The sequence below is a fragment of the Guptibacillus sedimenti genome, from assembly GCF_028610665.1.
Classification (GTDB): domain Bacteria; phylum Bacillota; class Bacilli; order Bacillales; family Guptibacillaceae; genus Guptibacillus; species Guptibacillus sedimenti.
In genome coordinates this window covers 736,950-751,112 of sequence record NZ_JAQQWV010000002.1, presented here as the reverse complement: position 1 = coordinate 751,112, position 14,163 = coordinate 736,950, and the positions used below count along the sequence as shown (strand labels likewise).

General features: G+C 41.4%; 9 protein-coding genes. 1 reads left to right on the top strand and 8 read right to left on the bottom strand.

The window, feature by feature from the left end:
- Positions 1 to 146: 146 nt before the first annotated feature.
- Both PQ578_RS12205 and PQ578_RS12200 read right to left on the bottom strand, forming a co-directional pair.
- Complete coding sequence (locus PQ578_RS12205) at positions 147 to 3,005, bottom strand: EAL domain-containing protein (protein WP_273834590.1); 2,859 nt, start codon at positions 3,003 to 3,005, stop codon at positions 147 to 149.
- A gap of 187 nt (positions 3,006 to 3,192) precedes the next feature.
- Positions 3,193 to 3,543 (bottom strand): DUF1516 family protein, encoded by a 351-nt coding sequence (locus PQ578_RS12200; protein WP_160920123.1) that lies wholly within the window; start codon positions 3,541 to 3,543, stop codon positions 3,193 to 3,195.
- A 169-nt stretch (positions 3,544 to 3,712) separates the two neighbouring features.
- On the opposite strand from PQ578_RS12200, the gene PQ578_RS12195 reads away from it, so the two are divergent.
- A complete protein-coding gene (locus PQ578_RS12195) occupies positions 3,713 to 4,909 on the top strand; it encodes an ornithine--oxo-acid transaminase (protein ID WP_273834589.1) in 1,197 nt (398 codons plus the stop codon).
- A gap of 45 nt (positions 4,910 to 4,954) precedes the next feature.
- On the opposite strand, the gene PQ578_RS12190 is transcribed toward PQ578_RS12195, so the two are convergent.
- The 6 genes from PQ578_RS12190 to PQ578_RS12165 all read right to left on the bottom strand — a co-directional run bounded on the left by PQ578_RS12190 (position 4,955) and on the right by PQ578_RS12165 (position 14,158).
- A complete protein-coding gene (locus PQ578_RS12190; RefSeq protein WP_273834588.1) occupies positions 4,955 to 6,379 on the bottom strand; it encodes an NAD-dependent succinate-semialdehyde dehydrogenase in 1,425 nt (474 codons plus the stop codon).
- Positions 6,380 to 6,448: 69 nt separating this feature from the next.
- Positions 6,449 to 7,324 (bottom strand): fumarylacetoacetate hydrolase family protein, encoded by an 876-nt coding sequence (locus tag PQ578_RS12185; protein WP_273834586.1) that lies wholly within the window; start codon positions 7,322 to 7,324, stop codon positions 6,449 to 6,451.
- A gap of 129 nt (positions 7,325 to 7,453) precedes the next feature.
- The gene (locus tag PQ578_RS12180) at positions 7,454 to 8,647 is read right to left on the bottom strand and encodes an efflux RND transporter periplasmic adaptor subunit (RefSeq protein ID WP_273834585.1); all 1,194 of its coding nucleotides are present in this window, start codon (positions 8,645 to 8,647) and stop codon (positions 7,454 to 7,456) included.
- A gap of 23 nt (positions 8,648 to 8,670) precedes the next feature.
- Positions 8,671 to 9,321 (bottom strand): hypothetical protein, encoded by a 651-nt coding sequence (locus tag PQ578_RS12175; RefSeq protein WP_273834583.1) that lies wholly within the window; start codon positions 9,319 to 9,321, stop codon positions 8,671 to 8,673.
- A gap of 310 nt (positions 9,322 to 9,631) precedes the next feature.
- Entirely contained in the window at positions 9,632 to 12,982 is a 3,351-nt protein-coding gene (locus PQ578_RS12170; RefSeq protein WP_273834582.1) for an AAA family ATPase, read from the bottom strand.
- Positions 12,983 to 12,997: 15 nt separating this feature from the next.
- Positions 12,998 to 14,158 (bottom strand): exonuclease SbcCD subunit D, encoded by a 1,161-nt coding sequence (locus PQ578_RS12165; protein WP_273834581.1) that lies wholly within the window; start codon positions 14,156 to 14,158, stop codon positions 12,998 to 13,000.
- Positions 14,159 to 14,163 lie beyond the last annotated feature (5 nt).

The following is a 14,163-nucleotide window of genomic DNA, read 5'->3' as shown; positions in this document are numbered from 1 at the left end:
CAATTAATGCTTGAAACAGTCGAAGCACATTCGAGAATAGTCTCTGCGGCGAATATAACAATCGTTTGAATGCTGAGTCTCTTAAACCGATTTTTCCAGTAAAGTAACTCACAAAAAAAAGACCGACCACAGTGGGCCGATCTTCCTTACGTTGCTAGCGGAAAGCGTTTTGATAGAAGAAGCTTTTCAAAACGGTCCTTATTCAAAGGTTTACTATAGAAAAATCCTTGAGCAAAATTACAGCCAAAGCTTCGAATAATGTCTCCCTGTTCTTTCGTTTCAATTCCTTCTGCCACGATTGATAAATTCAACCCTTCGCACATCGTGATGACAGCTTTTACGATCGCTGCATCTGCGTTATTTTCTTGAAGATTTCGAATAAAGGATTGGTCTATTTTAAGGATATCAAGCGGAAAATCTTTTAAATAACTAAGAGACGAGTAACCAGTACCAAAATCATCGATCGATACTTTAATTCCCATTCCTCGTAATTCGTTTAACATCGAAATACTGTAATCGGTATTCACAAGCGTTGTGCTCTCCGTTACTTCTAGATGTAACGAATGAGGCGAGAGTCCCGAAGCTCTTAAAGCTTCTCTAACGGATTCAACGAATCGCTCACTCTGGAACTGTCGACCAGACACGTTAACACTAATGGATAAATCGTCGTATCCAAGCGCCTGCCACCTACTCGTTTGCATGCACGCTTCATTTAACACCCAAATGCCAATTTCTTCAATCAAACCAGTTTCTTCTGCGAGCGGTATAAATTGAGCTGGGGAAACGAGACCAAGCTTCGGATGATTCCAGCGAATCAATGCTTCACAAGCATAAATTTTCTTCTCATCAAGGTCCACTTGAGGCTGGTAGAATAACGTGAGCTCTTCTTTCTCAAGCGCTCTTCTTAAGTAACTTTCAAGTTCTAAACGTTCAAAAGCTTCATCTGTCATTTCATCTGTATAAAACTCAATATAGTTAGCACCCTGTTGTTTCGCTCGATCCAATGCGATATAAGCATTTTTCATGAGCGTATCCAAATCCTGTCCATCAAGTGGAAACAGACTAATCCCGATGCCAACTGTCATAAAGTACTCAACATCATCAAAGAGAATTGGCTGTTTTAGATGATCAACAACACGTTTTGCGAGCATTAACGCATCCTTTTCACACGTAAGTCCAGGAAGGAGAACGGTAAATTCGTCCCCACCAAACCTTGCAAGAACGGCGTCATCTTTAATAGCTTCCTTTATACGTAAGGTTACTTGTTTTAGAATTTGGTCTCCGCGCTGATGACCAAGGCTATCATTGATTAACTTAAACCGGTCAAGATCGATGAACATCACCGCTAGTTTTTCTTCTTCATTCTTTAATGATTCATTTAATAATTTCTCAAATAATAGGCGATTAGGTAGCTCTGTAAGAACATCGTAATACGCAAGATGAGCAATTTTCTCTTCAGCCTTTCGCTGATTCATAATGTTTTTGGCAATTCCGTAAGCACCTGTAATTTCTCCATTTACAATGATCGGGATATTTGTAATGGTAAATAACACGCTGACTCCGGATTTATGAACAAGATGAGCATCATACGTTTGAGCCATCCCCTGGAACGTTTGATAAAATTTCTCTCTAGTCATTTGGACATCTTCAGAAGAGACAAACTGAAGGGAATGCTTACTCATCACTTCTTCAGAAGTATATCCAAGTAGCGATTTTAGTGCCGGGTTGACACTCGTAATTTTACCGTATACATCAACAGAGTAAACAAGATTGGGGTTTTGTTCAAACAGAGATTTAAAGCGCTGCTCTGACTGCTGAAGATTGGTGTTTAACGTCTCTAACTCTTCTGTGGAAGCTTTAATTAAATGTGATAGTGCCATTAAACCATCCAAGTCATTCATCTCCTGATTGTGTAATGGTAAATGCCTTACAGCTTTTTGTTTGACATCTTTTTCGTTGAAGTGCGCAAAGACCATCCTGTTCTCTTCGTAGTGAAAATCAGTGCCATCTGAGTAATATTCAGATTCAAGCAAAACAGATGTAAGTGTGCCAAGCTCCTCTAGACTATCAAAATAACGAACAATTCCGTTTGCAAAAAGCTTCGGAAGCGAAGCAGATGAGAAAGAAAAAAGACTTTCTAAGCCATCCATTTCAGCGTGTTTTTGGATTCGCTCATAAGAGTGAGCCATTTGTGTGGCGTCTACATAAGAAAACTGTAGCTTCGATCCTTTAGCAAGAAACGCGTTTATCGTCACAGAACCATCTCGGTGTTTCTTTAAAACGGAAATTGGCGTTTCTTTTCCATTTAATAAGTGAAGCAAAGGCACATGAGCGGACGACTCAGGTAGCCGTTTCGCCATATCATACCCTAAATACTTCTCATAGAACGCTAGTGAAGAAAGACCTTCTATTTCAAAAAGACGGGAGCCAAGCGCTTTTGTAACCTCGAACGATCGACCTGCTGGTTTCCAAAAGGTTTCCTCATAAACTTTTGTATGCAGGTTCTGTCCACTTATGCGGGCGCCTACAATCCCTTTTGATAGAATTTGCTGACCTGCTACAATGAAGGAAGTCTGGTTCATTGCAGAAGCTTTACCACCTATAAAGGGTGTTTTTCCCATCATTGCTAAAACAGTTTGATCATCGATTCCACTATTAAATAAAATGACAAGTCCGTTTGAATCCCCTTCAAATGGTTTATGGAAAGTGGAACTTTCAATTACAAATGGTTTCACTTCTGCATGATCAAACGTAGTAAAAGAAACCAGAATGCCTTCTGTTACCGAGTTACTCTCATAAAATGCGCCTTCCGCGGTCGTCCCAATGAGCACGGCATGAGGTAAGAAAGTCGTTATCGTCTGTGCAACACCAGCCGCACGCTCTTTGTTATGCGAAAAGCTATATAGTTGAACGAATACGGCATGCGCCTGAAACAATTCAGAATGATTCACCATATATTCGCGCAGGTTTTCTTTGTGAGAGACCTTAACTGAAAATGTTCTCAAGCTTTTCACACCTCATCCTTCAATGCCTTTAATTCGAAAGTTTTTACTATGTCTATAATATCAAAAACTCGAATGTACGAATACATCTATTCCAGAAATATGCCAATCTACCCTACTTCCTATATCGGCACAAATAAATGAAACGTTTAATAGAAAAAAACCACCTATAATGAGGTGGTTTTAGGACTTATAGCTGATAAAGATGCAGTACAGAATACCCATAAAAAACAACGAGGAGAAAAGCGAACATAAATTGAAGCCAAAATGGCCAAATGATTTTTTCTTTTTTTCCTCTTACAAGAATCATTTCCATTGAAAAAATGAGCCAAAGCGCAACCACACCTTTTACAATGGAAGGACCCCAAAATTGATACCCTACAACAAGAAACATTCCCGTAATGACTGTAAGAATATAAAATATCCGAAGAACCAGATGAATTTTATTTTGCGCTTTTCCTTTTCCAGCTCTCATTAAGAAGTAGCTTACAAGAAAAAGAATAAGTGTTAACCCCCAGGCCGTATAATGGGCATGTAGCATACATGATCTCTCCTTTTACCACAGTATCTTACTCATCATATCACGAAAAACTGTTCCGAGCAGGTAATGGAACATCCTTCCTAATTTTCCTCAAATGATAGGAAGGAAACGATTTCATTGTTATACTAGAAAGGAAGCAAGAATTAAACGAATGGGAGTGAAAGGTAATATGGTACAAACAAAAGACATTATCCAAATGACAGAGCAATACGGTGCACACAATTATCATCCACTGCCAATTGTTATTGCAGAAGCAGAGGGTGTTTGGGTTAAAGACCCTGAAGGTAATCGTTATATGGATATGCTTAGTGCTTATTCTGCAGTTAACCAGGGACACAGACATCCAAAGATTATTCAGGCCTTGAAAGATCAGGCTGATCGCGTGACATTAACTTCTCGTGCTTTCCATAACGATCAACTGGCTCCTTTTTATCGAAAAGTTTCTGAATTTACGAACAAAGAGATGATCCTTCCAATGAATACGGGTGCAGAGGCAGTTGAGACGGCCGTAAAAGCTATGCGCCGTTGGGCTTATGAAGTTAAGGGCGTAGAGAAAGATAAAGCAGAAATCATTGCTTGTGAAGGAAACTTCCACGGTCGTACAATGACGGCTGTCTCTCTTTCTTCTGAAGAGGAGTATCAGCGTGGATTTGGTCCGATGCTTCCAGGAATTAAATTGATTCCATATGGTGATCTTGAGGCGTTAAAAAAAGCAATCACCCCAAATACAGCTGGCTTCTTATTTGAACCGATTCAGGGTGAAGCTGGTATTAACATTCCTCCTGAAGGTTTCCTTAAAGAAGCATATGACTATTGTAAAGAGCAGCGCGTTCTATTCGTTGCAGACGAAATTCAAGCCGGACTGTGTCGATCTGGTAAGCGTTTTGCATGTGATTGGGATAACGTTGAACCTGATATGTACATTCTCGGTAAGGCACTTGGTGGCGGTGTATTTCCAATCTCGTGTGTAGCGGCGAACGAAGAAGTACTCGGCGTATTTACTCCTGGCTCACACGGATCAACATTTGGAGGAAATCCTCTGGCGTGTGCCGTATCGGTTGCTTCTTTAGAAGTATTAGAAGATGAAAAGCTTGCCGATCGCTCTCTTGAACTAGGAAACTACTTTCAAGATAAATTGAAAGCCATCAACAATCCTGTCATTAAAGAAGTTCGCGGCCGCGGTCTTTTCATAGGTGTTGAACTTCATGAAGCAGCTCGTCCATATTGCGAGAAGCTAAAGGAAAAAGGCTTACTCTGTAAAGAAACGCACGAAACTGTCATTCGATTTGCTCCTCCGCTAATCATTAGTGAAGATGACTTAAACTGGGCAATCGAACAAATTACTGAAGTATTATCTGTACAATAGCAATAAAGAAAAGCCTCGCTAAATTTAGCGAGGCTTTCTACTATTCTATAACCCGATTGAAACGTATTTTGTTTCAAGATACGCCTCTATCCCTTCATGACCGCCTTCACGACCAATGCCACTTTGCTTCATGCCACCAAACGGAGCCTGCGCAGCTGACGGCACGCCGTCATTCCAGCCAACAATTCCATAATCAAGCGCATTAACCACATGATTTCCTCTTCGAACGCTTTCACTAAAGACGTATGCCGCTAAACCAAATGGTGTTTGGTTCGCATATTTAATCGCTTCATCATCCGTTTCCACCTTTTGAATCGGTGCAACCGGTCCAAACGTTTCTTCATTCATAATGAGCATGCCAGGCGTTACATCTTTCAATATTGTTGGACGGTAGAAATAGGATCCGTTCTCTTCATATCCTTCTCCACCAACGACGCATTCAGCACCTTGACTAAGCGCATTTTGGACGTGCTTTTCAACTTTTTCGTAACCATCTTTATCAATCATTGGGCCAATGTCTGTTCCTTTCTCTAATCCGTTTCCTACCTTAAGATCTTTCGTTTTATCAGCGAACTTTGAAATAAACTCATCGTAAATTCTTTCTTGTACGTAAACGCGATTCCCGCAAATGCACGTTTGACCGCCATTTCGAAATTTCGACGCAATCACGCCATCTACCGCTTTATCAATATCCGCATCATCCAGAACAATAATTGGGGCATGTCCACCAAGTTCAAGTGAAATATTTTTCACCGTTTCTGCAGCCTGTTCCATCAATTTCTTACCGACCTCTGTTGATCCTGTAAACGTCATTTTACGAACGTGGGGGTTACTCATGAGCTCGCCTGCGACTTCAGAAGATTTTCCCGTAACGAGGTTAACAACCCCTTTTGGTATTCCCGCTTCTTCACAAAGCTCTACAAGTCTTACGGCCGTTAGTGGCGTTGCAGAAGGCGGCTTAACGACAAACGTACACCCTGCAGCTAAAGCTGGCGCAAGTTTACGCGCAATCATTGCTGCCGGAAAGTTCCATGGGGTTATCGCCCCGACAACACCTACCGGCTGTTTGCGGACTTCCATCATGCGCCCTTCTTTATGAGGAGGAATTGTCCGCCCATATACACGCTTCCCTTCTTCTGCGAACCATTCAACAAAAGAAGCGGAATACGCTACTTCTCCTTTTGATTCATGAAGCGGCTTCCCCATCTCAAGCGTCATCAGCTCAGCCAGTTCATCTTCATGCTCCATCATAAGACTATGGAGTTTCTTTAAGTATGATGCCCTCTCATAAGCAGTAAGGCTTGACCATGCTGGAAATGCCTGGTGTGCAGCGTCAATTGCCTTCTTCGTTTCCGATTTACCACCTACCGGAACAGTACCAACGAGTTCTCCGGTTGCTGGGTTGTTCACTTCAAGCTTTTCAAGATCCTGACCTGTCCACTCACCATTAATGTAATGAAATTTTTCCATTTGCTAGCCCTCCTAGTCGGTTCTCTGGATAACAATTCCTTTTTTGAGAATAAATTAAACACGTAAACGTTATCTTATACTTATTTCATTACGTAAAGTGCCGATTCCTTCTATGTCTATTTCGACGACGTCTCCATCTCCTAAATATTTAGGCGGATTGAATCCCTTTCCTACCCCAGCCGGTGTCCCGGTTGCGATGATATCACCAGGCTCTAACGTCATGCCCTTTGAGAGAACGTGAATCAGCTCAGGAATATTGAAAATGAAATCAGACGTGTTGCCATTTTGTCTCACATCTCCATTTACTTTCGTAACAATTGTTAATTGATGAGGATCGACTAAGGAAGATTTATGTAAAATAGCTGGACCCATGGGACAGGACTGATCAAGGCTTTTTCCTACGAAAAATTGACCATGCTTTTTTTGAAGATCCCTTGCTGTAAGATCATTGATAATTGTATAGCCGAAAACATAGTCCATGGCTTCATCCATGTTTATTCCTTTTCCTTTCTTACCGATCACAACCGCAAGCTCTCCCTCATAGTCAAGTGCTTCAGCTAGCTCACGATCAAATGTTAACACTTGATTTGGACTGCTCACGGTTGTGGGTGCTTTCGTAAAAATCATTGGATGCTTCGGAATGTCTTTCTCACTTCCCATTTCAATGGCATGGTCACGATAATTTTTTCCAACACAGAATATGTTTTTGGCTGGTTTCATGATAGGAGCTAGAATCTCCACATCTTCGACTGAAACGTTATACTGAGCTGAAAATTCGTGAAAATCATCCAAATGAAGTTCCCCATGCTGGATAAACGTTCGCAGGTCAGGTATGTCTAGACCTTGGTCGTGAAAATACGTTTTTAGATTAATAATTTGCTGATTTTTTTCATCTAAAATACCAAATCCAACTGCTTCCTTGTCCTTAAATGAAACAAACTTCATAACACGAACCTCTCCTTTGCTTTAAAACGCTTAAATCTATTATGACATGAACACTGTACTGTTTCATGAATAGTTTGATAACTTTATGTCGTCATACAAAAAAGACCTGCAGGACGACAGGTCTTTCCGTTATCCTTTGCTTTCGGTATCCACCTCTGGTTTTTCATCCTCACCTTGTTGCTTGTGTTCTTTCTCATTCTCTTTCTCTTTTTCTTCCTTCTCTGAAAGCAATTCCGTAAAGGCTTCTCTAGGCTTAGTTAACACTTTTTCTTTTAGCTCAAGACCTGAAAGAATTTCAACCTTGCCATCTTCTATTCGGCCTTGCTCTACTTTCCTTAAATGAAGCTCCTCTTCTTCATAAACAACAACATAGCTCTTATCATCTTTTTCAATAATACTTTCTTCAGGTACTGATGGCGCATTGTTATTTTGATGAAGAGGGATTTCAATGACGACGTGCGTACCTGCCTTCATTTCACTTTCTTCACTTAATATAACGTTAAAATGATACATACTGAGACCCGTCTCTTCATCCACTTCATAAGGTCGATCTTCTAATATTGTCAGCCGGCCAGTTGCTGGTTGTCCTGGATAAGCCCCTGAACGAATAACCACTTCTTGATCCACAGTTAGCGTCGGATAGTTCAATTCATTAACCGAACCTTGAACCGTCAGCTTGTTTGACAATAGTGTTACGACGCTCTCCCCGTCTTCTGGCGTCCGGTTTACTTGCTCCACAGTTCCGTCAAGGGTTGAATCTACGGATAATTCTACTTTTTCAGTATCTACCTCAGCAATTTGGCGCTCTAACTCTTTCACATCGAGCTCTGCAAGTCTTTTCTTATACTCCGTATCTCTTATTTGTTCTTCGACATCCAATTGTAATTGAAGCTTTTGCTCATCTTCTAGATCCTCGTTTGATTCAATTCTCGATGACTGAACAGCAAGGTCATTTAGCTGATCATCAAGGACAGAAACAGCTGTTTCCGCCTTGTTCACTTGCGCTTTCAAATCAGATACATTAACTGCCTCTCCATCATCATATTCAAACAGGGACGTACCTATTGAGACATCGTCTCCTTCATTTACGAGCACATTCGAGATATCCCCTCGAGATGATTGGTAATAATAGGATTCCTCTAATTCCGGAATAAGGACCCCTTCGAAAGTTGAAAGTTCCTGATACGTCTTCCCTTTTACCGTAGCGGTCTCAAGCTTCTTCTCTCCTGCAATCACACTCTGTATGATCAGTGTGTTCGCAGTAATAAAAAGAAGTATAACAAGCGTAACGCTAATACTAATCCACAATGACTTACGTTTCACAGATTGACCCTCCAACTTTTTCATTAAAATGCCGTTCTCATATAAGCCGTGATCGCAACCATAAATACGTTTAAAATGATAATCCAGAAAAGAGCGTATCCTCTGGACACCGTAGTACTCTGCCTAATTGCCGCATACTGAACAAACGTGCCCCATGCAAGAAATAGCGACAAACTATAGCTAAAATACAGCCAGAATGGAATGTTTGTTATCAAATCAACGTAAACACCTAGACTATACGGGGAAATGAGCGACGGTTCATGAAGAAATGGGATAAAGGGTAGCTGTAGAAGCATACCGATTAAAAGAATAAAGACAACATAGCTATGTATGTAAGCAAGTCTTTTGAAGCCAACTTGTTGAAAAAACGGCCAGTATAGTAGCGCACCTCCTACCACAATGACGATTAGTGTCAGAACACCAAGTAAACCATCTGTGATGACTTCACTGAGGACAAAAAGTATACGCTCGTCAGGGGCAATACCCGTATATTCTGGCATTTCTCCAGCATATTTAATGTTCATAAATGATGTAATCCCAACAATTAGAAAAGAAAAAATAGCGAGTAAAATTAAGCGCCACCATGACCCTTTCAACCGATAGGCTGAATGAAGTGGTCGAAAGTGTGAATAAGGTTTAAAACTTCCTAAAACTAGTCTCATAGAATGCGACATCCATGTTCCTCCTATGTAAATTACCTCAACTACTATTCATATTTTTACATAAACTCTCGTATTTTGACAGTATCTTTCAAGAAAAAAAGAGAAAACATGTCTAAAGGACATATTTTCTCTCTGTTAAGACGCACCTAGACATGCATACCTCTGCTATATACTAGTACGGCTTGTGGCCAAGATGGCACTTTATTGACTAAAATCTTAATATATTGGCCATTTTTCCTTTTTATTGGCCAAATTCGAAATATATTAGCCAAAGCACCAATTTATTGGCTAACAAGAATTATTCTCGCAACCAAACCTGCACTTACAACGATTCCATTTCGACTCGACTTCCTCTACCAGATGGTTCTGAAGGGGAGACAATCACTTTTCTCGGCAGTCTTGCCCTAAGTTCTGGTACGTGACTGATGACACCGACGGATAAACTCTCGTTTTGTAACTTTTCAAGCGCCGTAATCACTGTATCTAGTAGCGATTCGTCCAATGTACCAAAACCTTCGTCCAGGAAGAAAAATTGCAGTGGATGTGCTCCCCTTAATTGGATCTGTCCAGAGAGAGCAAGTGCGAGCGCAAGAGAGGTTAAGAACGTTTCGCCTCCAGATAAGGTGGAAACAGGTCGCTTCACTCCTCCGTTCGCATCATCTCGAATTAAGAAACCTCCAGCTGAATCAACCTCAATCGCATACCTTTGGGAGGTTAAATCACCAAGTTTTTGTGAGGCGTCGAGACTCACTTGTTCGAGCTGTTCAGAGGCAATAAACTCAACAAAACTATTTCCTCGGAAAACAGTTTGAAGCTTACCAAGCTTTTCAAGTTCATCACTTACCGTTTTTCGGATCGTTTCGAGTTCCATATATCGCTCGTGTCGATTTGTTACATCATCGAGATGATGACGTGCTGCCGCAAATTGAGAGAGCGCTTCTTCTCGAACTTCGTTTGCTCTTGTTGCGTGCTGAATCGTTTCGTTGTAATAATCTTCTGAGATCGTTCTTCCCGCAAGCTTTTTGTTAAGCTCACCGATGGAGTACTCCGTTTGCTTCCATTCATTCCAATACGCTTCCACACGCTTTTCCCAATTAAGTTTCTGTTCCTGCGAAACTTCAGCATTTCGAATCTGGGTTCGATTTTCGAATATAGAAGGTGCTTCAGCCGCTTCATAAGTTTCGATAGCCTTCTTTAAACGAAGTTGCGCATCGTTATTATAGTTCTCATCAGCTGCGGCACGCCTTTCCACTTCCTGATGACGTTCTTGTGCATGCTCCAGTTGCTCGAGCGAATCTTTTTCAGCCTGACGAATCTCATTTAGCAGCTTATTGACTTGTGCTAAACCTTCTTGTGCAGACGTATTTCCAACAATCGCGACATAATCTGCGTCTGCTTTTTTCAATTGTTCAGTTAGTTGATGAAGCGAACTTGTTAACTCTACCTTTCGCACAGAATACTGCTGCATCTTTTCCTGAAGGTCTTGAAGACGTTGTTCTTTTGCTTCAATATAAGGACCGCTTTTCAAAAGTCTTTCACGAATAACGTCGGCTTGTTGATCCATTTTTTCAATATGAACCACTTCCGCTTCAATTTGGTGAACGGAAAGAGATAATTCTTTCTGAATGGTTTCCTCAATCGATGCCGTTTCCTTGCTTAGATCCATCCGTTTCTCAGTCTTGGATTTAAGATCGTTCTGAACTTGCGTCAGCTGATAAGCATACTCAGAAACTTTTGACTGCTTCTCTTGAATGTTCTTCCCTAAAAGCTTTACTTTCTCTTCTAATTCACGAACATCTTGAGCAAGGGACTTCATCTCAGTAAGAATTTCTTCTACTGAAAAGTTACGCTTCACTTCGTTCAAGTCCTTCTGAACGTTAGACAATCCTTCTTCTTGCGCTGTCATCGCATCAGACATTTGTTCTAGCTGATACTGAAGCTGCTTCGCTGATTGGAGCTTATCTTTTAATGTTTCACGCGTTTGTTCCTTTTGGTGTAGAAGATCTTTCATTTCCGCTGTATGATCTTCTCCATCTGCCAGGTGAACATGTTCCTTCGCTCCACAAACAGGGCACGCGTCGCCTTCTTCTAACCCTTTTGCAAGCCGAATCGCAATGGCATGCGTTCGACTTTCATCTAGTTTCCGCTCGTTATGTTCAACTTCCTCTTGAATCGTTCGGATGTGCTGTTCGAGCGTTAATTTGTGGGAAGAGACAGCATGGTAAGTTGAAAGCACAGCTTGGTAATAGCCTGTATACCGCTCTCTCATTTCATTCAGATCTTTTATGGTTTCCTTGTAAAGAGGGTGCAATCGTTTTTGTTCATTGTCTTGCTTTTTTTCTTCAATCTGAGCCGATTCAAGCTGTTTACTGAGCGACTCGAACTCCTGCTTTAAACTTTGTGCTCTTCCCATTTTCTTTCGTTTTTCTGGGGTAACCTGTAGGCTTGTAAGTTCTTCATTTAATTCAGACTGAAGCGTCCGCGCTTTCTTTAAATCTTGTTGCGCTTTTGATGTTTCCTCTTCAGCCGCTTTCGCTTCTTTATCATGTCGGGCAGACTGCTGTTCAATATCCTTTAACTGTTTGGTAATCTGATTGATTTCTTTTTCAAGAGCTAAGCCTCGCTCAAGATCATTTAGTTGTTTAATAAGGAGGGGCTCTTGCTTCTCTTTGTTCGATCGTTCTTCCTCGTATGCTTTTTTCGTTGTTTGAAAGAAGAATTTCATTTCTTCTAATACACGTTTCGTCTCTTCGTAACGACTCTTTGCATCCTGCACTTCTTTCTCAGTCGCTTCAACCGCATCTAAATAGGGTTTTATTTGCGCAGCCGCCGTTGCTTTGGCGATCTTTTCTTCAATTGCGTCGATTTCAGCCTGACCTTTTGAAAGCGTGTCTTTTTTAGCTTGGAGGTCCCCAAGCTGTTGTTGAAGGTTCCAGATTTCCATCACGTGTTCTTTTTGCTTTTCGGCTGAAATGAGTTCTTCTTTCGCTTTTTGAGCTGCTTTATCAGCCGTATCCAAAGCATTCTTCGCTTCTTTAAGAAATTCTTTTGAGGCATCGCCAAGGCCTGTTTGCTCGGCGGATACTTCATTTAAATGATGTTTTTTCTCATCCACTCGTGATTTTAATCGACGGTTGAACTGATCACCATATTTTTCAAGTTGAAAAAGGCGCTGGAGCATCTGCCTTCTTTCTGTTCCTTTGAGTGATAAAAACTCCGCAAACTTCCCTTGAGGTAGAACAACAGCGCGAGTGAAATCATCAATTGTTAAACCGAGAATTTCCTGGATTTTTTGAGAGACATCGCGGTCTTTATCTGCTAGTACAGTATTCTCTTCACCAATTTCGATCAAACGAGAATTAGCAGAGCGAATGGATACATCGCCTGACCTTTTATACGTACGTTCTACACGATAGCGTAAGTCACTTAGTGCAAACGTAAATGACACAGTTAAGGTATCTTCCGCGTGGTTCATAATCCCCTGGGTATTATTTGTTGCCCGTTCAACCTTGCCGTAAAGAGCTAGCGTCATCGCATCAAGAAGAGAAGATTTCCCACTACCTGTTGGGCCAAAAATCCCGAAAATCCCTCCCTGACAAAGCGTTTCAAAGTCTATCTCTTGTTTTTCACGAAAACTATGCAGTCCTGAAACGGACAATGTAATTGGTCTCATTTGCTCACTCCTCTCTTACTCATCTTCCTCTGTCTGTGATAAATCTAGAAAAAGCTGGACAAGTTCATCATCTGGTACAGCACCATCTGTTTGCTTTTCATAAAACCGTTTAAAAAGCTCTTCTATTGGTAAATTCGCATACGACACTTCACGCTGCTCTTCTTTCTTTTTGAAAACGGGTCTAATATGTATAAAGCCTTTATGTTGACTGCGAAGACGATGGATTTCTTCAATGGAAAGCGTATCATCTAAATGCACTTCGAGATCAATCCATGCTTCCTCGTCTTTTCCTTCTTCTAACCATGTATACACTTGTTCGATTCCCTCATTTGCAACCCAGCGCACAAGCGGTTTTCCGGACTGTAAAGGAATTTCACTAATGTGAGCTAGTCCATCCGGCTCAACATCAATAATCGTCACTGATTTGGCTTGATTGGCCTCCGAAAAGCTATATGCGAGAGGAGAGCCTGAATAGCGGGCAAGGGCAGAACCTTTCGTAATCGTCTGAGGGCGATGTAAATGTCCAAGCGCCACGTACTGCGCTTGTTCTGGCAAGGAATTGGCAGAAACCGTATAAGCTCCACCAACTTGAATCGGTCTTTCTGAATCACTTTCACGACTTCCAGCTACGTAAATGTGACTCATCGCAATATGAACAGCATCCTCTCTACCTGCCTCAGATAAATCGCTAAATAGTTTTTTTACGCGATCGTCATAAGCGAGCTGGAGTGCATCTTCTTCCTGACCTTCTGTTAAGCATTCATTTAATCGCGATTCCGATGGATAAGGCAGAGCTGCGATGGAAAGCTTTTGTCCATTTCGAACTGTAATGTCAACGGGATCCGTTGTTGGAAATCCTATAATCGTGATGCCACTTGTATGAGCTAACGGACGTGAAGCCGATAAGCGTTCTGGATTGTCGTGGTTGCCCGAAATAATAATAAGTGGACGCTCGCCTCTGCTCGTTAATTTCACAGCAGCTTCATAAAAAAGGGTTTCTGCGGCTGCTGGGGGATTGACGGTATCAAACACGTCACCAGCCATTAAAATCGCGTCTACATTTTCTTCATCTGCAATCATTTGAAGCTCTTCAAGAAACGCTCGTTGTTCAGGAAGGCGGCTTCTACCTTCTAATGTTTTTCCAAGATGCCAGTCAGCGGTATGAAGCAATTTCATGTTTC

Bases quoted from the DNA above. Each gene is read 5' to 3' on its own strand.
- PQ578_RS12200 (WP_160920123.1), bottom strand. From the start codon at position 3,543: ATGCTACATGCCCATTATACGGCCTGGGGGTTAACACTTATTCTTTTT.
- PQ578_RS12185 (WP_273834586.1), bottom strand. From the start codon at position 7,324: ATGAAGTTTGTTTCATTTAAGGACAAGGAAGCAGTTGGATTTGGTATT.
- PQ578_RS12175 (WP_273834583.1), bottom strand. From the start codon at position 9,321: ATGTCGCATTCTATGAGACTAGTTTTAGGAAGTTTTAAACCTTATTCA.
- PQ578_RS12165 (WP_273834581.1), bottom strand. From the start codon at position 14,158: ATGAAATTGCTTCATACCGCTGACTGGCATCTTGGAAAAACATTAGAA.
- PQ578_RS12190 (WP_273834588.1), bottom strand. From the start codon at position 6,379: ATGGAAAAATTTCATTACATTAATGGTGAGTGGACAGGTCAGGATCTT.
- PQ578_RS12195 (WP_273834589.1), top strand. From the start codon at position 3,713: ATGGTACAAACAAAAGACATTATCCAAATGACAGAGCAATACGGTGCA.
- PQ578_RS12170 (WP_273834582.1), bottom strand. From the start codon at position 12,982: ATGAGACCAATTACATTGTCCGTTTCAGGACTGCATAGTTTTCGTGAA.